A 17,300-nucleotide genomic window follows, 5' to 3' on the forward strand; every position below is an offset into this window, starting at 1 on the left:
GCCAGCAAAACGAGCCCTCCCGGTCAGAACGGGTTCCAGGTCGCCTGCGGCGTGAACTTGAGATAGCCGAGATTGACGCCGAGCCGCCAGCCGACGCCGGTCCGGATCGGCACCAGCGTCACGCCCTCGGCTGCCATTGCAGTGAAGCCGAAGCCGCCGACAAAGTAGACCGAGCCGTCAATGCCGACGAAACGCTGGTAGAGCGCATCGACGACCGGCAGGTTGTAGACCAGCATCATGGTGCGAGCGCCTTCTCCGCCGAAGTCGAAGCCGACGGACGGGCCCTGCCAGAACACTTTACGATCGCCGGCATTACGCGTGAACAGCGTGCCCTCGCCGAAGCGGAGGCCACCGACGAAGGCACCGGACGCCTCCTGGCCGAGAACATAGCCATTGGGTTCGCCCCAGCGCCGGACCGCCTCCTCGATCGTCAGCGCAAGTCCGCGCGAGACATTGCCAAAGAACTGATGACCGGAGCTGACAAGCTCGGTCTGGGAAAAGGACTGCGGATTCTGGCGCTGCGCCAGGACCGGCAGGCTGCTCAGGCCAAGAGTGGCCGAGACAACCGCACCGGCCAGAAGAGAACGGCGAGTGAGATCCATTGAGGAAACTCCGGGCTAGGCGTCGCATCCCGGCCGGGTGGCCGGATGCGCGGCGGGGCACGGCATCACGCGAATGCGCGACAATTCAGTAACCAGTTTGATACGCCCCAAGAGTATCCAACCCGTGAAGATTGCGCGGAGGTGCTTCCCCGTCGTCACCCAGCAAAGGAATCTGTGATGAAGGCCGTAAAATGGCAGCGCTGGATTTCGATCGCAGTCGGCGTCCTCGCCCTTGCCATCGCGGTCCAGCCGGTGCTGCCCCAGCCGGCGGCGCTGCCCCATGGCCTTCCGGAATTGCCTGCAATTGGCGAGGAAATGCAGCGCGACAGCCGTTCCGGGCTGGCATTGGGCGGCTACGACCCCGTTGCCTATCAGGCAGAAGGTCGCGCGGTTTCCGGTCGCCCGGACTATGAGCTGATCTATGACGGCGCAGTCTGGCGCTTCAGCACGGCCAGCAACCGCGAAGCCTTTCGTGATTCGCCCGGCGTCTACGAGCCAGCCTTTGCAGGCTTCGACCCGCTCGCGGTAGCCGATGGACGTGTCGTCGAGACCGACCCGCGTCGCTTCGCGATCATTGATTCGCGGCTCTTCCTCTTTCGAAGCGAAGAGAACAGGCGCCGCTTCACCCAGGAAACCTCCCTGCGCCAACTTGCGGAATCCAACTGGCAGCGCGTCAGCCAGCAGATCGCTCGCTGAAGCGTCGGCCCGAAAAACGAATTGCGGTTTTCGGACAAGCCGATGCACCCTGGAAGGTTAGGAGACCGGATACGATTATCCGGTCCTGTGATCTAACCTACGGTACCCGTCTGGCCGACAGGCGTCAGTTCCTTCGCAAGGGCGATCGCGCGCCCGGCCAATCCCTCATTGCTGGCCGCCACGAAGGACGGGTTGCGATAGTGCCGCTCGGCGCCGCCATAGCGCAGCACATTGCCGTCGAGTTGCCGGACGACACCGCCAGCTGCGGTCAAAATCGCGTCGCCGGCGGCAATATCCCATTCCATCGTTGTTCCTCCGCGGACATGAAGATCGGCCTCGCCACTGGCGATCAGGCCGAATTTCACCGCCGAGGACATCGGCATCTGTTCACTCTTGCACATCGCGCTGAGAACGCTGCTGCTGAGCGCGTCTCCGTGAAAGCGGCTGACTAGCACGACTGGACCGGTCGCCGGAGTGGGGCGGGCGACGATGCGTTGCGCCGCACCGAGCGTTGAGCCATCCGGCGCGATGGCCTGCGCAAAAGCATCTTCCCCCGCAAACCAGAGCCGCCCGATCTCCGGCGCGGCGATCGCCCCCGCGATCGGCCGCGTGCCGCTGATGATGGCGATCGCGACACAGTAGCTGCCACCCGCCGCCAGGAATTCGCGCGTGCCATCCAGCGGGTCGAGCAGGATGAAAACGGGGGCAGGCTGAGCGGATTCGACACTCTCTTCGCTGATCACGGGGAAATCCGGCAGCAGCCGCGCGAGGGCCGCCTTCGCAGCGTGATCGGCGGCGAGGTCAGCGGAACAGACGGGCGAACCGTCCGCCTTGCTCCGCACATCCCTTGCCGCGCGCATGGCCAAAAGCACCGCGCCACTGAGGCGCGCCGCCTCGGCCAGCTTCTCAGCCAGCGCATTGCGGTCGGAAAGGAGCGGATCATCGGGCGCTATCATGCGGATTGGGCGCCCATTCGCTGTTCTGCTGGCCAAAACACAGTTAACCACATGCAAACCAAGATCGCCTCATACCTTATCCTATCGGCGCTTCATTTGCCATGAGCGCGCCCCGAAACGCTGTTCCCAGGACATCTGCCATGACCGACATCTCGCTCGAGCCGCTCGATCTGGCTGCGCTTCTTTGCAGCCGGGTCTGCCATGACGTGATCAGCCCGGTCGGCGCCATCGTCAACGCGCTCGAGGTTTTGGAGGAAGACGATCCCTCGATGCGCGATTTCGCACTCGAGCTGATCAAGAAGAGCGCGCGCAGCGCGTCCGCCCGCCTGCAATTCGCCCGGCTTGCCTTCGGCGCGGCGGGATCGGCAGGCGCGATGATCGACCTCGGCGATGCCGGCACGGTCGCGAATGGCTTCCTGAACGATGACAAGCTCTCGCTCGACTGGGAGGCCCCGCGCGCGTTGCTGCCGAAGAATCAGGTCAAGCTCGTGCTCAACCTGCTGATCCTCGCGACGCAGGCGGTGCCGCGCGGCGGACGCCTCGTCGCCCGCACCACCCTGGAGGGCGAACAGGGCAGCTTCCATATCACCGCCACCGGTTCCCATGCCCGCATTCCGGCCCATGTCGAGGAACTGCTCGCCGGCCGCTCCGAGACAGGCACGATCGACGCCCACGCCGTGCAGCCGCTTTACGCCGGCATGGTCGCCCGCGCGGCCAATATGAGGGTCGCTTTCGCCATCGACGGCGACACCGTGACGATCACGGCCGACAAGGCGGACTGAGCCATTTCGGCCGAGAGCGCAGGAACATCGCGCTTTCAGTCCTGTCTCAACCGATCATAAACCCTTCCGCTGCATAGATGGGCGCTGCATTGTTGCGTGGGTAATGGTCTTCGGCATGGACGAATTGCTCCAAGAGTTCCTTGGCGAGACTGGCGAGCATCTCGACACCGTCGACAGGGAGCTCGTGCGCTTCGAGCAGGAACCCAATAATCGCGATATCCTGCGCAACATCTTCCGGTTGGTTCATACCGTGAAGGGCACGTGCGGGTTCATTGGCCTGCCGCGCCTCGAAGCCCTGACGCATGCGGCAGAATCCGTGATGGGCCAGTTCCGCGACGGCGCAACCGTGAACGCGATCGCGGTGACCGCGATTCTGGAAACCATCGACCGCATCAAGGAGATCATGGCGGAGCTGGCCGACAAGGGCCAGGAGCCAACCGGCAGCGACGAGGTCCTGATCCGCGAATTGCAGGCGCTGGCCGACCAGGCCAAGAAGGAGCTGGCACAGTCCCCTTCGGTCAACCTATCGGATCCGGTCGCCGCCTACCTGGCCCGGCACGCTCTGTCCGCGACCGATGACGGCCTCGACCTCGTCTTCCAGAGCGCACCCGGACCGCAGCGCGGACCGGACGGGCGCATCGAAAGCGCGGCCCGCCACGATGCTGCCGCCGAAGACGCCTCCCCCCGCGAGAGCCGCTCGGCGGGTCCGGCGAGCCTTCGCGTCAATGTCGACACGATCGAGCATCTGATGACGATGGTCTCGGAGCTCGTGCTGACCCGCAACCAGTTGCTCGAAATCTCGCGTCGCCAGGATGACGCCGCGCTCAAGGCGCCGCTCCAGCGTCTGTCCCTGATCACCGCCGAACTGCAGGATGGGGTGATGAAGACCCGCATGCAGCCGATCGGCAATGCCTGGTCGAAGCTGCCGCGCATCGTGCGCGACCTCAGCGGCGAGCTCGGAAAGCGCATCGAGCTCGTCACCGAAGGCGCCGATACCGAGCTCGACCGGCAGATCCTCGACCTGATCAAGGACCCCTTGATCCATATGGTGCGCAACTGCGCCGATCACGCGATCGAGCCACCTGCCGACCGTGTCGCCGCTGGCAAACCGGCCCACGGCACCATTCGCCTCGCCGCCTATCACGAGGGCGGGTCGGTCACCATCTCCATCTCGGACGATGGGCGCGGCCTCGACTTCGAGCGCATTCGCCGCAAGGCACTGCAGCAAGGTCTTGCCCATGAGGGCGAGATCGAGCGCATGAGCGAAGCGCAGCTCAGCCGCCTGATATTTCATCCCGGTTTCTCGACCGCGGAGAATGTCACCGCGATCTCCGGGCGCGGCGTTGGCATGGACGTGGTCAAGTCTAATATCGACGCCATTGGTGGGTTGATCGACATCGCCAGCACGGTGGGTGCCGGCACCACATTGACCATCAAGATCCCGCTCACCCTCGCTATCGTCGCAGCCCTCATCGTGGCCTGCGGCGAACAGCGCTTCGCCATCCCCCAGATCGTCGTGCGCGAGCTCGTCCGCGTGAAGGCCGGGGCCGATCACCGCGTCGAGCAGATCAACGGCACACCTGTCCTGCGGCTGCGTGGCCGATTGCTGCCGATCATCGCACTTGCCGGATTACTGAACGCCGGTCCCGCGGCAGCAGAAGACGGGTTCATCGTGGTGACACAGATCGGCGAACGTCAGTTCGGCATTCTGGTCGACACCGTGTTCCACACCGAGGAAATCGTCGTCAAACCGATGTCGACGAAGCTGCGTCACATCCCGATCTTCTCCGGCAACACCATCCTAGGCGATGGCGCGGTCGTGTTGATCGTCGACCCCAATGGCGTCGCCAGCCTCGTCGGAGCGACGACCTCTGCCGATGCCCCCGAGCAGAACGCGGCCAGCGGCCCCTCCCCTGTCGGTGAGCGCACGACCATGCTGGTGTTTCGCGCCGGCGCCGACAGCCTGAAAGCCGTACCGCTCTCGCTCGTCACACGGCTGGAAGAGGTCGAGGCAGAGCGGTTCGAGATCAGCGGCGGTCGCGTGCTTTTGAACTATCGCGGCCGTCTGATGCCGATTATCCCCGTCGGCGAGACACAGGTGAAGAGCAAGGGTCTGCAGGCACTCGTCATCATCGCGGAAGGCGAGCTGACCATGGGCCTCGCCGTCGACGCGATCGTCGACATCGTTGACGAGGTTCTCGATGTCGAGTTGCAGGCCATGCTCGATCAGGGCGCCGTCGGGTCGGCGATCATCAGGGGGCGCGCCACCGAGATCCTCGATCTGGCGCACTACCTGCCCAAGGGCGATCCGAACTGGTTGCGGGCCAGCCGCCGCGAAGGCGTGTCCAGCAGCGCGCATGTCCTGATGGTCGAGCCTTCCGAATTCCTGCGCGAAATGCTGGCCCCCGTCCTGAAGGCCGCAGGACTTCGCGTCACACTCGCCGCCGATATCGCCAGCGCCCGCCAGCATGTCGCCGCCGGCGGGCTCAACGGCGTGTTGATCGACCTCGACCGCTACACCGAAGCAGCGCTCGGCTTTGCGGCCGAACTACGTGACGGCGAAGACGGCGATGCGTTCCGGATCCTCGGCATGACGACCTTCGCCACCCCGGAGCTCTACGCGCTGGCAACGCAGGCGCGCATGGACGCGATCGTCGCGAAATTCGATCGCCGTGCCTTGCTCGCCGAGCTGGCGGACAACCGCTCCAGGCTGAGGCAGGCGGCATGAGCTCTCAGCAGATCAACCCACGTCCCGCCCCTGACGCGACGGGCTTCACGGAATCCCTCGACTACGTCACCGTGACCATTGGCGAGCAATTGCTCGGGCTGCCGATCGGCCGCGTGCAGGACGTCTTCAATACCAGCCGCATCACGCCGGTGCCGCTGGCCCCGCCCGAAATCATCGGCCTGCTCAACCTGCGCGGGCGGGTGGTGACCGCACTCTGCCTGCGCAAGCGGCTCGGCCGGGAGCCCTTGCCGAGCGGAGCCAAGGAGTTGGTTGCGGTGGGGATCGATCATGGTGGAGAGGCCTACGCACTGATCGTCGACGCGGTCGGCGAGGTGATCCGTCTCGATCACTCCACGCTGGAGCCCGTGCCGGTCCATCTCGACCGCGCCTGGGCCTCCCTGGCAGCCGGCGTTCATCGCCTCGAAGACCGCCTTCTCGTCGTGCTCGACATCGACGCAGTGCTGAAGATCGACCTGCCTTTGGCTGCCTGAGCCGCGGCCCGCTCATTCTGGAGAATGACCATGAAATATTGCCTCGTCGTCGATGACTCAGCGGTGATCCGCAAGGTCGCACGCCGCATTCTCGAGGGTCTCCAGTTCCGAATCGCAGAAGCCGAGGACGGCGCCCGGGCGATCGATGCCTGCAAAGGCGAGATGCCGGACGCTGTGCTGCTGGATTGGAACATGCCGATCATGGACGGCTATGATTTCCTGCGCACCCTGCGGCAGATGCCAGGCGGCAAACGGCCCAAGGTCGTCTTCTGCACGACCGAGAACGACATTGCCCATATCGCGCGCGCCATGCACGCCGGCGCCGACGAATACATTATGAAGCCGTTCGACAAGGAGATCGTCGCCTCCAAGTTCCATCAGGTCGGCCTGCTGTGACACGTCGCGCCGCGGCCCGTGCTGTCGCGGCCTATTTCTCGGCAGGTCATTGGTGGCCCACCCAGCCAGCCCTGCACTCGACGCACAGGGGTCGTGCCGAATGATGAGCCCTCGCTCATCCAGCCATGGCAGAACAGCCATACGTCCGAAGACCGTCGTCATCGCCGACGACTCCGTCGTCGTGCGCGGGCTGTTCGCACGCTGGCTCGGCGAGAGCGGCCAGTTTCACGTCGTCGCGGTGGCAGGCGACGGTGAGATGGCCGTGGAGCATGCCACGCGCTACCGCCCGGATATCATGGTCCTCGACCTCGACATGCCCGGCCTCGACGGTCTTGCAGCACTGCCCCAGATCGTCAGGGAGAGCCCGAAGACTGCCGTCCTGCTGGCCACGACGCTGACGGAACGCAATGCCCGGCTCGCCCTGCAGGGCATGACCATGGGCGCCATGGACGTGCTGCCCAAGCCCGAAAGTCGCGCCGGCATGACGCTGTCGCTGGATTTCCGGAGCGAATTCCTGCTCAAGCTCAGCAGCATCGCACAATCCTCGCACGAGGCGTTGCTGCCTTTCAGCGAAGTCCCGCCTGAGCCGGGTCTGCCGAGCGGCATCATGGATCTCAGGCCGCTGATCTCGATGATGCCGCGCTACCTCGTCATCGGCGCCTCGACAGGCGGCCCCCGCGCCGTGGCCAAGGTCCTCACCGATATTGGCGATGGCCTCCAGGACCTGACGACGCTTGTCGTCCAGCATATGCCTCCGCTTTTTACGGCGTCCTTCGCGGAACAGCTCTCCGGACAGATCGGTGTCAGGGCACGCGAGCCTTTCGATGGCGAAAGACTGAGCAGGGGCACGGTCTATATCGCGCCGGGAGGACGCCATCTCGGCATCGATCGCAGGCTTGGCCATATCGTCGCGAGCATCGGCGACGGGCCGCCGGTACGCTTCTGCAGACCCGCCGTCGATGTGCTCTTCAGCGAAGCTGCCAATCACCTCGGTCCGGCCGCGCTCGGCCTGGTGATGACCGGGATGGGCAGTGACGGCACGGATGGCGCGGGCGCGTTGCGCCGCGCCGGCGCCGCCGTAATCGCACAGGATGAAATATCGAGCACGATCTGGGGCATGCCAGGCTCCGTCGTGCGCGCTCGCCATGCCAGCACCGTTGTCGCGCTCGACGGCATCGGCCCCGCCATTCGTGCGCTGGTGCGTGGAGGATCCTCGGCATGACGGAGGCCGATTTCGACTTCCTGCGCACGCTGCTGCACCTGCGCTCGGGTCTCTCCCTCAGCACCGAGAAGCGCTACCTCGTCGAGAGCCGGCTCGGCATCCTCTGCCGAAAGCGAAATATCGCGGGGCTCGGTCCGCTTGTGCAGCGCCTCAGGCTCGAAGGCGACCGCGGCCTGGAGAATGCCGTCGTCGAGGCGATGACCACCAACGAGACGCTGTTCTTCCGCGACCGGACCCCATTCGATCTGTTCCGCAATGTGATCCTCCCCGAGAAACTCGCTGCGAATGCGGCCCACCGCTCCCTGCGGATCTGGTGCGCCGCAGTTTCGACCGGACAGGAAGCCTATTCCCTTGCCATGATCCTGGATGAGATGGCGGCGCAGCTGGCGGGCTGGAGGATCGAGATCGTCGGAACCGACATCTCCGCCGAAGTCCTGGAGCGCGCCCGTGGCGGGCTCTACACCCAGTTCGAGATCCAGCGCGGCCTGCCGATCCAACTCCTGCTGAAGCACTTCCGGCAGGAAGGCGACAAGTGGCGCATCTCGGAGCAGATTCGCGCGATGGTCGCGCTGCGGCAGCATAACCTGCTCGATTCGAGCGGTCATTTCGGCCTCTTCGACGTGATCCTCTGCCGCAACGTGCTGATCTATTTTGACGTTCCGACCAAGGCGCGGGTGATGGCCGCACTGGCCCAGCGGCTCGCCCCGGACGGAGCCTTCCTGCTTGGCGCCGCAGAGACGGTGATCGGGATCACCACCAGCATCGTTCCGGACAAGCAGCATCGCGGCCTCTACCGCGACGGCCGCTCCGGCAAGGCTCAGTCGCTCGGTCTCGGCTACCCCTTCGACCGGCCGCGTCCGCTGCCCACGGCCGGCTCCCGCCTCTGATCATCGGACTGGATACCGTATCCGGTCGATGATCGAACCTTCTGTGTTTGCATCGGCTTGCCCGAAAACCGCAATCGACTTTCGGACCGATGCTTTAGGCCGCTGCCGCCATAAACAAAAACCCCGCCTCTCGGCGGGGTCCCGTCAACCTGTCGTGTACATCCGACGATCAGGCTGTATCTCTTGTCGCATCCGATCGTGACGACCGGATGACACCGATCATGCCGGAATGCGTTCCTCGACATCGTTCGGCTCGCGCAGCACGTAGCCGCGGCCCCAAACGGTTTCGATGTAGTTCTTTCCGTCCGACGCATTGGCGAGCTTCTTGCGGAGCTTGCAGATGAAAACGTCGATGATCTTGAGTTCCGGCTCGTCCATGCCGCCATAGAGATGGTTCAGGAACATCTCCTTGGTCAGCGTCGTGCCCTTGCGGAGCGAAAGCAGCTCCAGCATCTGGTATTCCTTGCCCGTCAGGTGCACGCGGGCGGCATCGACCTCGACGGTCTTGGTGTCGAGATTGACGACGAGATCGCCGGTGGTGATGACCGACTGCGCATGGCCCTTCGAGCGGCGCACGATGGCGTGGATGCGCGCGACAAGCTCATCCTTGTGGAAGGGCTTGGTGAGATAGTCGTCGGCGCCGAAGCCGAGGCCCTTCACCTTGTCCTCGATGCCGGCAAGACCGGAGAGGATCAGGATCGGCGTTTTCACCTTCGCGACGCGAAGGGAGCGCAGCACCTCATAGCCCGACATGTCCGGCAGGTTCAGGTCGAGGAGGATGATGTCGTAATCGTAGAGCTTGCCGAGATCGACACCCTCTTCGCCCAGATCGGTCGTATAGACGTTGAAGCTCTCTGATTTGAGCATCAGCTCAATGCTCTGGGCGGTTGCGCTATCGTCCTCGATCAGCAGAACCCGCATGTCACGTCCCCAATTTCGCCCCGAGGCAAGCTCGACCACATTCTCATCCGAACCCTCATGGCTCTGGACGACCAGGCGCTTGCCCGATGAAACGCCACGCGACACGCTACTGGGAAAATGGTTAACAAACCGTGATTCCCGAGCGCAAGCGCTTCCAGGGAGAAAGTGAACGATCCTTGTCGAGGTGAGTCGAAATTGACACGGATCGGGAGACCTTCGCCCGCGAAATCGCCTTTCGCGGAGGACTGTTCCGAGGAACAGGGACAAAAAGCCCCTGCAACACGACACAGCCTCGATGCACAGTGTTAATCACAGAGGTAAATGAAAGATTGACGGGACGGGGAATGAGCGGCGCAAAGCACGGTATAGACAGGTTATCCGACCTCGCCGCCACAATCGGTAACCTCGATGCGGTAACGACATTCGGCCGGGTGACGGGCGTGCGTGGCCTGATGGTCGAGGTCTCCGGACCGATCGGCGCCATGAGCCTTGGCGGACGCATCGAGATCGAGATCGCGCCGGGAACGCGTGTCCCCTGCGAAGTGATCGGCTTTTCCGGCGAAATGGCGCTGGTGATGCCCTATGGCGGCCTCGACGGAGTCCGCCGCGGCTGCCCCGCCTATGTGGACAAGGCAGCCCCGGGCATCCGGCCGACCAATGCCTGGCTCGGCCGGGTTGTCGATGCGCTCGGAAGACCTGTGGATGGCGGCCCGCCCCTGCCTCAGGGAGAACATCTTTGCGCCTTCCGCGCCGACCCGCCCCCCGCGCATGCACGCCGCCGCGTCGGCTCCCCGCTCGATCTCGGCGTCCGCGCCCTCAACGCCTTCCTGACCTGCTGCCTTGGCCAGCGCATGGGTATCTTCGCCGGCTCGGGCGTCGGCAAATCGGTTCTTCTTTCCATGCTGGCCCGCTACGCACGCGCCGATGTCAACATCATCGGGCTCGTCGGCGAGCGCGGCCGCGAGGTCCAGGAGTTTCTGCAGGACGACCTCGGTCCGGAAGGCCTGGCGCGCTCCGTGGTCGTGGTCGCCACCTCCGACGAGCCGGCGCTGATGCGCAAGCAGGCCGCTCTCACCACCCTCACCTTGGCCGAGTACTTCCGCGACCAGGGCGCGCAGGTGATGTGCCTGATGGACTCGGTCACGCGCTTTGCCATGGCGATGCGCGAGATCGGCCTTGCCGCCGGCGAGCCGCCAACCACCAAGGGCTATACGCCGACCGTCTTCGCCGAGTTGCCGCGCCTGCTCGAACGCGCCGGCCCTGGCATCGGCGAAGGTGCCATCACCGGTCTGTTCACCGTGCTGGTCGATGGTGGAGACCATGACGAACCTGTCGCCGACGCGGTGCGCGGCATTCTCGACGGCCATATCGTCATGGAACGCTCCATTGCCGAGCGTGGGCGCTACCCGGCAATCAACGTGCTGAAATCCGTGTCGCGCACCATGCCGCGCTCCTGCGACCCCTCCTACTATCCCGTCGTCCAGAAGGCCCGCGCGACACTCGCGACCTATTCCGACATGGAGGAGCTGATCCGGCTTGGCGCCTATCGCCAGGGCGCATCGGCAGAGGTCGACGAGGCCATCCGCCTCAACCCGCAGCTCGAAGCCTTCCTGAAACAGGCCAAGGACGAGGCGACGTCATTGGGGGAAGGCTACGCCAGGCTCGCAGCCATCATGGCGAGCTGACGCGGCGCACGAGGATCAGCATCGCCACCAGCGCGCCGGTCTGGATCACCGCCGAGATCATCAGCGTCGCGCTGCTGCCAAAGCGCTCGATCATCACCGCAAAGAGCAGCGGCGCGGCTGCGAAAGTCAGGTTCTGCGGAACCGTCAGACGCCCGAGCATGGTCGCAAAGCCGCGCCGGCCGAACAGCGAGAGCGGCAAGGTGGCGCGAGCCACAGCAATGACGCCCATGGCAGCGTTGAAGGCAGCGACGAAGACGATGGCCGAAAGCGCGGCTCCTGACGCCAGCGCCATGTAGAGGCAGGAGAGCGGCCCGAGCACGAGGCCGACCAAGGCCACACGCTCGACAGCGAAGCGTTCCCCGGCCAGGACGTCGACCAGACGGGCCACAAGCGTTGCAAGCCCGCCTAGCGAAGCGATCGTGACCGCCGTGGCGCTGGTCAGTCCGGAATTCTCCAGCAGGCCGATGAGGTGGAGCGGCAGCCCCCAGGAGACCAAGCCGCTTGCCGAGAAGGCGAACGCCAGCAGCCAGAAGATCGGGCGACGCTCGTGCGCAGGCACCCTGCCCTCATCGGCAGGCGGAGCCGCCGCTGTCGGGCCGGCAGCGGGAGCGTGAGGCGTTGTCACCGGGATGGCAAGATGAATCGGCAGCACGATCACGATCTGGATCGCGGCGAAGATCAGCAGGGCCGCGCGCCAGCCATAGGCAGCGCAAAGGGCTGCCGAAAGCGGCCAGAACACGCTGGAGGCAAGCCCGGTGACCAGCATCATCACGCCGATGACGCGACGCGTTCGCTCTCCCATCAGCTGCGCGACCGTGACATTGCCGACATTGGCGAGCGTCAACGAGTGGCCGATACCGATGACGAACCAGGTCGCGAGATAGCTGATCGGCCCCTGTGCCGCCGCGAGCAAGGCCAAGCCCAGTGCGCAGATGATGGCCCCGACACACATGGCACGCCGCGTTCCGCGACGATCGAGATGTCGCCCGACCATCGGCGCGACCACCGCACCGGTCACGAGCAGGATGGTGATGCCTCCGAAGACGATCTCCCCGCTCATCCCCAGATCTCGATCGAGATAGGCGGCAAGGACCGATGGCGCGTAATAGGTCGATCCCCAGCCGATAATGCGGGTGAGAGCGAGGCCGCAGAGCAGCGGCCAGTGCTCCGGAAGGCGTGATGAGGCGAGCAAGGGAAGGCGATCCGGGAGGGAAAGACGGGCGAGCGCCCTGGTAATTGCGCAGACTCTATAGGGGACACACAGGGCACGGCAGCAGCAGCGACGCGGGCTCAATATGCGTCGAAAGCGGGCGGCCTCGGTAAGAAACGGTCAACCTCCTTGCGCCATTGTCCTTTTCGTCTCGCGGATCAAGTTCCGGCGGCGAACCGAGGGGTCGGGGAGCCGCCATGCGTAACCAGGAGTTGGACACGACATGAAGTCGCGAGAGACCCTCTTGCGTCTCAAACGCTTCCAGGTGGACGAAAAGCGTCGCCGGGTAAGCCAGATTGAGATGATGATTGCGGATTTCCATCGCATGGCGACCGATCTGGATCGTGAGATCCAGAGCGAGGAGACACGGGCCGGTATCTCCGACCCTGCTCATTTCGCCTACCCGACCTATGCCAAGGCAGCGCTCGGGCGCCGCGACAACCTGCGGCAGTCGGCGGATAATCTGAAGGGCCAGCTCGACGAGGCCAAGGCCGAGCTTCAGGAAGCCTTCGAGGACATGAAGAAGGTCGAGATTCTCGACGATCGCGAGCGTGCTTCCGAGCGGGCCGCCGAAGCAGCGCGCGACCAGTCGATGATGGATTCGATCGGGCTGCGCTCACGCGCCTGACCGTCTGGCTTCAGGGATCTTGCACGAAAAAGGGGCGGGAGGCCGTTAGCCTCCCGCCCCCCTTTTTCATTCGATCACCGGATGATGCCGCACGGAGTCGCGCGGCATATGCCCTGCCAGCCGCGGATCATCGTCGACCTCGACGCTGCGCTTGAAGACCGTGAACCCCGAGCGCTGATAGAATTCCGGGGCGCTCTGATGATCGAGCGTGCAGGTGTGTACCCAGAAGCGCGAAATCGGCTGGGCCCAGGCCCGTTCCAGCGCCCGATTCATCAACCAGCGGCCGGCTCCGCGGCCCAGCACGGTTTCGTCCAGCCCGAAAAAGCTGAGCTCTCCCTCTTCCGCCACGCGGAAATCAAGCTCCAGCAATCCAACGTCGCGGCCATCGGCCCGAACGGCGAAGAACTCGACGGCTGGATCCGCCAGGATCGCCTCGATCTCCGCCACGGGCTTGACCAGCCGGCTGAACCACATCCAGCGCTCACCGAGCACACGGTAGATCGCGAGATAGCGCGTGACATCGTCTCTCCCGATCGGCTCGAGGGAGAAGCCCGAAAGGCCGGGCGGATCGGCCCGCTTGGCCGGCGGCGCAAACATCTCGAGAGATGTGACGATCGCCGCGATCTTGCCGGGCGGAAGGTCGGTGATGCCGGTCAGGCTGATGGGAATGCTGTCGCTCATGATCCTGTCTGCGGTACGTTGGCCGTGAGGCAGACGCTCGAAGCCTGCGCCGTCGAGGCTGCCGGATATCGCCGCGATCATGACATGATCCCGGGTGAAAGATCAGTTCGTACGGTGCATGGCCCATTCCCACCTGGAGAAGCTGTGGCGCGCCGCTTCAAACGAATGAGGATTCTTTTCGATGACCAGACGTGTAAAGCTGAAGCTCGCCGCCGCTCTCTTCGGCATCGCGGCACTGGGCGGTGTCGCCGTTGCGCAGCAGCACCAGGGTCACGGCGCCATGCAGGGCTCGGCGACCGGCGTCGCGGACACGCCGGCGACAGCCGCCTACAAGGCGGTCAATGACAAGATGCACAAGGACATGGCGACCTCCTTCACCGGCGACGCCGATGCCGATTTCGTGCGTGGCATGATTCCGCATCATCAGGGCGCCATCGACATGGCCAAGGTCGTGCTTGCTCATGGCAAGGACCCGGAAATCAAGAAGCTGGCCACTGAGGTCATCTCCGCCCAGGAGAAGGAGATCGCCTTCATGCGGGACTGGCTGAAGAAAAACGGAAAATAGGCCGTCCGTGCGGCCTGGCGCGGGCAACGCCGCTTGCCCTCGCCCTCCCTCGCTGGCACACAGGCGAAGGTTCGCTCCGGCCGGCTTCCCAGGCCTTCCCCTGCGCGCCGCGACACCGCCTTCGACGCCTCCTCGCAGCCTGCCGGTTTCATGAAACGCTATCTCGACTATCTCTGGCCGCTCATCGGTCTCGTCGCGGTCGTCTGGTCGGTCGAGTTGCTCTGGGACAAGCTCAAGGCCGAGGCCGGCACGGATGCCGCCGTCCAGGCATTGCTGGAGCAAGGAACCCTCTGGCAAAACATCAAGATCATTGCGGCCGGCATCGGCCAGAAGATCGCCTTGATCTCCCCGGACGCCTTCCTGCACGCAGCCCTCGCAACGCTCGTCGCTTACGCTGCGCTGGCCTGGTATGACCGCATTGCCTTGATCCATCTCGGCAAGGAGAAGGGCATCTCCTGGCCCTATATCGCGCTTTGTTCCTTCGTGACCTATGCGCTCTCGCACAATATCGGCGCCTCGGTCTTCTCGGGCGGCATGGTCCGGTTCCGCGCCTATACCGCGAAGGGCCTAACAACGGCCGATGTCGCGGTTCTGGTGGCGCTCTGCTCCTTCACCTTCGCCTTCGGAACCATTCTGCTGCTTGGGCTCGTCCTGATCGGGGAGCCTCAGATCCTGCGCCCGCTCGGCCGGCTTTCCCACTGGTTCACCCTCGGCGATGCGACTGCCCGGCTGATCGGCTTCGGGCTGCTCGCCTTCGTCGGGCTCTACACGGTCGGCTCCTGGCTGAAGTTCAGGCCGCTCAAGATCGGCAAGTTCGAGTTGATCTATCCCCGGCTGCCGGTCGTTGCGCGGCAATATCTCGCTGCGCCTCTGGAACTGATGGGTGCCGCCGGCATCATCTATTTCGCGCTGCCCGATCAGGGAAACCCCGGCTTCTTCATCGTGCTCGGCGCCTTCCTCCTTTCCTTCTCGGCCGGGCTGCTCAGCCAGGTACCGGGCGGGGTCGGCGTGATGGAAGCGGTCTTCCTCGCGGTCATGCCGGGCGTGCCGGCACCGGCTGTCTTTGCGGCCCTGCTGATCTGGCGGCTGTTCTACCTGATCCTGCCGCTGGTGATTTCGCTGCCGATCGTGCTGGCCTTCGAGCGCAGCCAGCTCAGGAAGAACACCCGCATCGCACCCCCTCCCTGACAAGCATGATGCCGAACGCGGGAACCGGCTTTCGGGTAGCATCAGGCGCTAGACCATGGCCTCAGCGTCTGAGCGCGATCGCAGCTGCGCCGAACATCAACACCGCGCCGATTGCCTCGGACAGGCCGAATGGCTCGTGCAGCACGACAACTCCGGCTGTGACAGCGATGGCCGGGCTGACGAAGGCATAGAGCCCGGCATGGAAGGCGCCCCAGTCGCGCAGCAGCCGCATGTAGATGGTGAAGCCGATCAGCGAGCCGCCAATCACCAGGACGGCAACGGCGGGCCAGACCGGCCACTCTCCGAGCGCGCGCATATCAGCAAGCGTGACGGGCTCGACAGCGAACGAGACGGCCGCAAGGCCGAGCGCACCAATGACCGTCTGCCAGCCGGCCAATGTCAGCGTCGGCATGGTGCCGGCGATCCGCCGCGTCAACACGGCGCCGAAGCAGTAGAGCAACGTGCCAAAGGCCACGGCCGCCAGCCCCCAGATCTCCATCGGATCGCCATGCGCCGCGCTCCAGCCGCTGGAGGCGCGCGTCGCGAACAGAAAACAAAGCCCGATGAGCCCAAGCACGATGGCCGCGATGCGCTGGCCGGTGATCCGCTGCCCCTCGATCAAGCGGCTCGCGATCAGCGTATAGATCGGGATCGTCGCGAGATTGACGATGGCGGCGAGCCCCGACGGTGCATGCGCGGTCCCCCAGAACAGGAAGGTGTAGTTGCCGGTATTCACCAGGAGTGCGGTGATCAGCAGGCGCCGCCGCGCTGCGGGTGGAACGGCGAGAAGATCGCGCCCGGCCCAGAGCAGCATCAGGACACCAGCGATCGAGAACCGTGCCGCTGCAAGGAAGATCGGCGGAACATGGGCCGAGCCGATCTTGACCGGCAGGAAGGTCAGCCCCCAGACCAGACACATCAGGGCGAAGTAAAAGGCGTTGCGCGACATGCCCCGGTCCTTAGCGATGCGGAAACGGCAGGGCCAATGCCGGATTGGCGACGGCTGCAGGGGCGCGACGCAAGCGGGCGTCCTGCGCTTCCGCGCCGTCTGTCATGGGTTGCACTCTGAACGATCTACTATAGAAGAATCAACGCTATGATAATGGACGATTTGACGTCAAGGCTTGCCGAACGCATGCGCATCGAGCGGGAAAGCCGCGGCTGGAGCCTGAGCGATCTCGCCGACAAATCCGGGGTGTCCCGCGCGATGATCAGCAAGATCGAGCGGGGAGAAGCGAGCCCGACCGCTGTCCTCCTCGGCCGGCTTTCCGGCGCCTTCGGGTTGACCTTGTCGAACCTTCTGGCGCGAGCCGAGACGCCGAGCGAGTTTCTCCGACGCTGCGCGGATCAACCATTCTGGCGCGATCCCGAAACCGGCTTCACTCGGCGCGCCATTTCGCCGGCTGGCGAAGCGGGCATCGAGCTGGTCGATGCCGAGTTGCCGCCCAGTGCACGCATCTCGTATCCCGCAAGCTCCTACGCGTTCATCAGGCAGCAGATCTGGGTGCAGTCCGGCATGCTCGACTTTCGCGAAGGCGAGACGATGAAGCGGCTGCAGGCCGGTGACTGTCTTGAACTCGGCCCGCCCAGAGATTGCAGCTTCTGCAATCCCGGACCGGAACCGGTGCGCTATCTCGTTGTCGTCGTGCGCCGCTGAAGCCG

General features: G+C 64.6%; 18 protein-coding genes. 12 read left to right on the plus strand and 6 right to left on the minus strand.

Features of this window, described 5'->3' with window-relative positions; translation table 11 throughout:
• Positions 1-23: 23 nt before the first annotated feature.
• On the minus strand, positions 24-602 hold the full coding sequence (locus tag AC1DIO_RS03705; protein ID WP_043237907.1) for a DUF1134 domain-containing protein: 579 nt from the start codon (positions 600-602) through the stop codon (positions 24-26).
• Positions 603-647: 45 nt separating this feature from the next.
• Between AC1DIO_RS03705 and AC1DIO_RS03710 the strand changes: the two genes are divergently transcribed.
• A complete protein-coding gene (locus AC1DIO_RS03710) occupies positions 648-1,298 on the plus strand; it encodes a YHS domain-containing (seleno)protein (RefSeq protein WP_441505148.1) in 651 nt (216 codons plus the stop codon).
• Positions 1,299-1,390: 92 nt separating this feature from the next.
• On the opposite strand, the gene AC1DIO_RS03715 is transcribed toward AC1DIO_RS03710, so the two are convergent.
• Positions 1,391-2,254 carry a 3'(2'),5'-bisphosphate nucleotidase CysQ family protein gene (locus tag AC1DIO_RS03715; protein ID WP_441489551.1) on the minus strand — a complete coding sequence of 288 codons (864 nt, stop codon included), beginning with the start codon at positions 2,252-2,254 and terminating at the stop codon, positions 1,391-1,393.
• Between the two features lie 140 nt (positions 2,255-2,394).
• Here AC1DIO_RS03715 and chpT point away from each other — a divergent pair, with 140 nt between their 5' ends.
• From chpT to AC1DIO_RS03745, 6 genes are all read left to right on the plus strand, one after another.
• On the plus strand, positions 2,395-3,036 hold the full coding sequence (gene chpT, locus AC1DIO_RS03720) for a histidine phosphotransferase ChpT (protein WP_441489552.1): 642 nt from the start codon (positions 2,395-2,397) through the stop codon (positions 3,034-3,036).
• Positions 3,037-3,151: 115 nt separating this feature from the next.
• Entirely contained in the window at positions 3,152-5,764 is a 2,613-nt protein-coding gene (locus AC1DIO_RS03725) for a hybrid sensor histidine kinase/response regulator (protein ID WP_441505146.1), read from the plus strand.
• On the plus strand, positions 5,761-6,255 hold the full coding sequence (locus AC1DIO_RS03730; RefSeq protein ID WP_441505145.1) for a chemotaxis protein CheW: 495 nt from the start codon (positions 5,761-5,763) through the stop codon (positions 6,253-6,255). Before AC1DIO_RS03725 ends, AC1DIO_RS03730 begins: the two co-directional genes overlap by 4 nt.
• 30 nt (positions 6,256-6,285) lie before the next feature.
• A complete protein-coding gene (locus tag AC1DIO_RS03735) occupies positions 6,286-6,651 on the plus strand; it encodes a response regulator (protein ID WP_043237911.1) in 366 nt (121 codons plus the stop codon).
• A gap of 103 nt (positions 6,652-6,754) precedes the next feature.
• Positions 6,755-7,873, plus strand: coding sequence for a chemotaxis-specific protein-glutamate methyltransferase CheB (gene cheB / locus AC1DIO_RS03740; protein ID WP_441505144.1), 1,119 nt, complete (start codon positions 6,755-6,757; stop codon positions 7,871-7,873).
• The gene (locus AC1DIO_RS03745) at positions 7,870-8,760 is read left to right on the plus strand and encodes a CheR family methyltransferase (RefSeq protein ID WP_441489556.1); all 891 of its coding nucleotides are present in this window, start codon (positions 7,870-7,872) and stop codon (positions 8,758-8,760) included. The genes cheB and AC1DIO_RS03745 overlap by 4 nt, the downstream gene beginning before the upstream one ends.
• 219 nt (positions 8,761-8,979) lie before the next feature.
• Here the strand turns inward: AC1DIO_RS03745 and ctrA are convergent, their stop codons facing one another.
• Complete coding sequence (ctrA, locus tag AC1DIO_RS03750) at positions 8,980-9,681, minus strand: response regulator transcription factor CtrA (protein ID WP_069882553.1); 702 nt, start codon at positions 9,679-9,681, stop codon at positions 8,980-8,982.
• Between the two features lie 344 nt (positions 9,682-10,025).
• Here ctrA and fliI point away from each other — a divergent pair, with 344 nt between their 5' ends.
• A complete protein-coding gene (gene fliI, locus AC1DIO_RS03755) occupies positions 10,026-11,366 on the plus strand; it encodes a flagellar protein export ATPase FliI (RefSeq protein WP_476853124.1) in 1,341 nt (446 codons plus the stop codon).
• On the opposite strand, the gene AC1DIO_RS03760 is transcribed toward fliI, so the two are convergent.
• On the minus strand, positions 11,353-12,558 hold the full coding sequence (locus tag AC1DIO_RS03760) for an MFS transporter (RefSeq protein ID WP_476824863.1): 1,206 nt from the start codon (positions 12,556-12,558) through the stop codon (positions 11,353-11,355). The two genes, fliI and AC1DIO_RS03760, sit on opposite strands and share 14 nt — an antisense overlap.
• A 241-nt stretch (positions 12,559-12,799) precedes the next feature.
• Here AC1DIO_RS03760 and fliJ point away from each other — a divergent pair, with 241 nt between their 5' ends.
• The gene (fliJ, locus tag AC1DIO_RS03765; RefSeq protein WP_043237924.1) at positions 12,800-13,204 is read left to right on the plus strand and encodes a flagellar export protein FliJ; all 405 of its coding nucleotides are present in this window, start codon (positions 12,800-12,802) and stop codon (positions 13,202-13,204) included.
• Positions 13,205-13,270: 66 nt separating this feature from the next.
• Here fliJ and AC1DIO_RS03770 read toward each other — a convergent pair whose 3' ends face one another.
• Positions 13,271-13,966, minus strand: coding sequence for a GNAT family N-acetyltransferase (locus AC1DIO_RS03770; protein WP_476768089.1), 696 nt, complete (start codon positions 13,964-13,966; stop codon positions 13,271-13,273).
• 100 nt (positions 13,967-14,066) lie between these two features.
• On the opposite strand from AC1DIO_RS03770, the gene copM reads away from it, so the two are divergent.
• Together copM and AC1DIO_RS03780 are read left to right on the plus strand one after the other, a co-directional pair.
• Positions 14,067-14,450, plus strand: a complete 384-nt coding sequence (copM, locus tag AC1DIO_RS03775; RefSeq protein ID WP_441489560.1) for a CopM family metallochaperone — start codon at positions 14,067-14,069, stop codon at positions 14,448-14,450.
• Positions 14,451-14,600: 150 nt separating this feature from the next.
• Positions 14,601-15,638, plus strand: coding sequence for a lysylphosphatidylglycerol synthase transmembrane domain-containing protein (locus AC1DIO_RS03780; RefSeq protein WP_441489561.1), 1,038 nt, complete (start codon positions 14,601-14,603; stop codon positions 15,636-15,638).
• Positions 15,639-15,699: 61 nt separating this feature from the next.
• Here the strand turns inward: AC1DIO_RS03780 and AC1DIO_RS03785 are convergent, their stop codons facing one another.
• Positions 15,700-16,587, minus strand: a complete 888-nt coding sequence (locus tag AC1DIO_RS03785; RefSeq protein WP_476768091.1) for a DMT family transporter — start codon at positions 16,585-16,587, stop codon at positions 15,700-15,702.
• A 153-nt stretch (positions 16,588-16,740) separates the two neighbouring features.
• Here AC1DIO_RS03785 and AC1DIO_RS03790 point away from each other — a divergent pair, with 153 nt between their 5' ends.
• Positions 16,741-17,295 carry a helix-turn-helix domain-containing protein gene (locus AC1DIO_RS03790; RefSeq protein ID WP_476768092.1) on the plus strand — a complete coding sequence of 185 codons (555 nt, stop codon included), beginning with the start codon at positions 16,741-16,743 and terminating at the stop codon, positions 17,293-17,295.
• Positions 17,296-17,300: the final 5 nt, after the last annotated feature.

The sequence above is a fragment of the Allobosea sp. 05T439 genome (assembly GCF_056396005.1).

Coding starts and splice junctions, on each gene's coding strand:
- cheB (WP_441505144.1), top strand. CDS start 6,755: ATGAGCCCTCGCTCATCCAGCCATGGCAGAACAGCCATACGTCCGAAG.
- AC1DIO_RS03735 (WP_043237911.1), top strand. CDS start 6,286: ATGAAATATTGCCTCGTCGTCGATGACTCAGCGGTGATCCGCAAGGTC.
- AC1DIO_RS03745 (WP_441489556.1), top strand. CDS start 7,870: ATGACGGAGGCCGATTTCGACTTCCTGCGCACGCTGCTGCACCTGCGC.
- fliJ (WP_043237924.1), top strand. CDS start 12,800: ATGAAGTCGCGAGAGACCCTCTTGCGTCTCAAACGCTTCCAGGTGGAC.
- AC1DIO_RS03725 (WP_441505146.1), top strand. CDS start 3,152: ATGGACGAATTGCTCCAAGAGTTCCTTGGCGAGACTGGCGAGCATCTC.
- ctrA (WP_069882553.1), bottom strand. CDS start 9,681: ATGCGGGTTCTGCTGATCGAGGACGATAGCGCAACCGCCCAGAGCATT.
- copM (WP_441489560.1), top strand. CDS start 14,067: ATGACCAGACGTGTAAAGCTGAAGCTCGCCGCCGCTCTCTTCGGCATC.
- AC1DIO_RS03780 (WP_441489561.1), top strand. CDS start 14,601: ATGAAACGCTATCTCGACTATCTCTGGCCGCTCATCGGTCTCGTCGCG.
- AC1DIO_RS03790 (WP_476768092.1), top strand. CDS start 16,741: ATGGACGATTTGACGTCAAGGCTTGCCGAACGCATGCGCATCGAGCGG.
- AC1DIO_RS03770 (WP_476768089.1), bottom strand. CDS start 13,966: ATGATCGCGGCGATATCCGGCAGCCTCGACGGCGCAGGCTTCGAGCGT.
- AC1DIO_RS03715 (WP_441489551.1), bottom strand. CDS start 2,254: ATGATAGCGCCCGATGATCCGCTCCTTTCCGACCGCAATGCGCTGGCT.
- fliI (WP_476853124.1), top strand. CDS start 10,026: ATGAGCGGCGCAAAGCACGGTATAGACAGGTTATCCGACCTCGCCGCC.
- AC1DIO_RS03785 (WP_476768091.1), bottom strand. CDS start 16,587: ATGTCGCGCAACGCCTTTTACTTCGCCCTGATGTGTCTGGTCTGGGGG.
- AC1DIO_RS03710 (WP_441505148.1), top strand. CDS start 648: ATGCGCGGCGGGGCACGGCATCACGCGAATGCGCGACAATTCAGTAAC.
- chpT (WP_441489552.1), top strand. CDS start 2,395: ATGACCGACATCTCGCTCGAGCCGCTCGATCTGGCTGCGCTTCTTTGC.
- AC1DIO_RS03705 (WP_043237907.1), bottom strand. CDS start 602: ATGGATCTCACTCGCCGTTCTCTTCTGGCCGGTGCGGTTGTCTCGGCC.
- AC1DIO_RS03730 (WP_441505145.1), top strand. CDS start 5,761: ATGAGCTCTCAGCAGATCAACCCACGTCCCGCCCCTGACGCGACGGGC.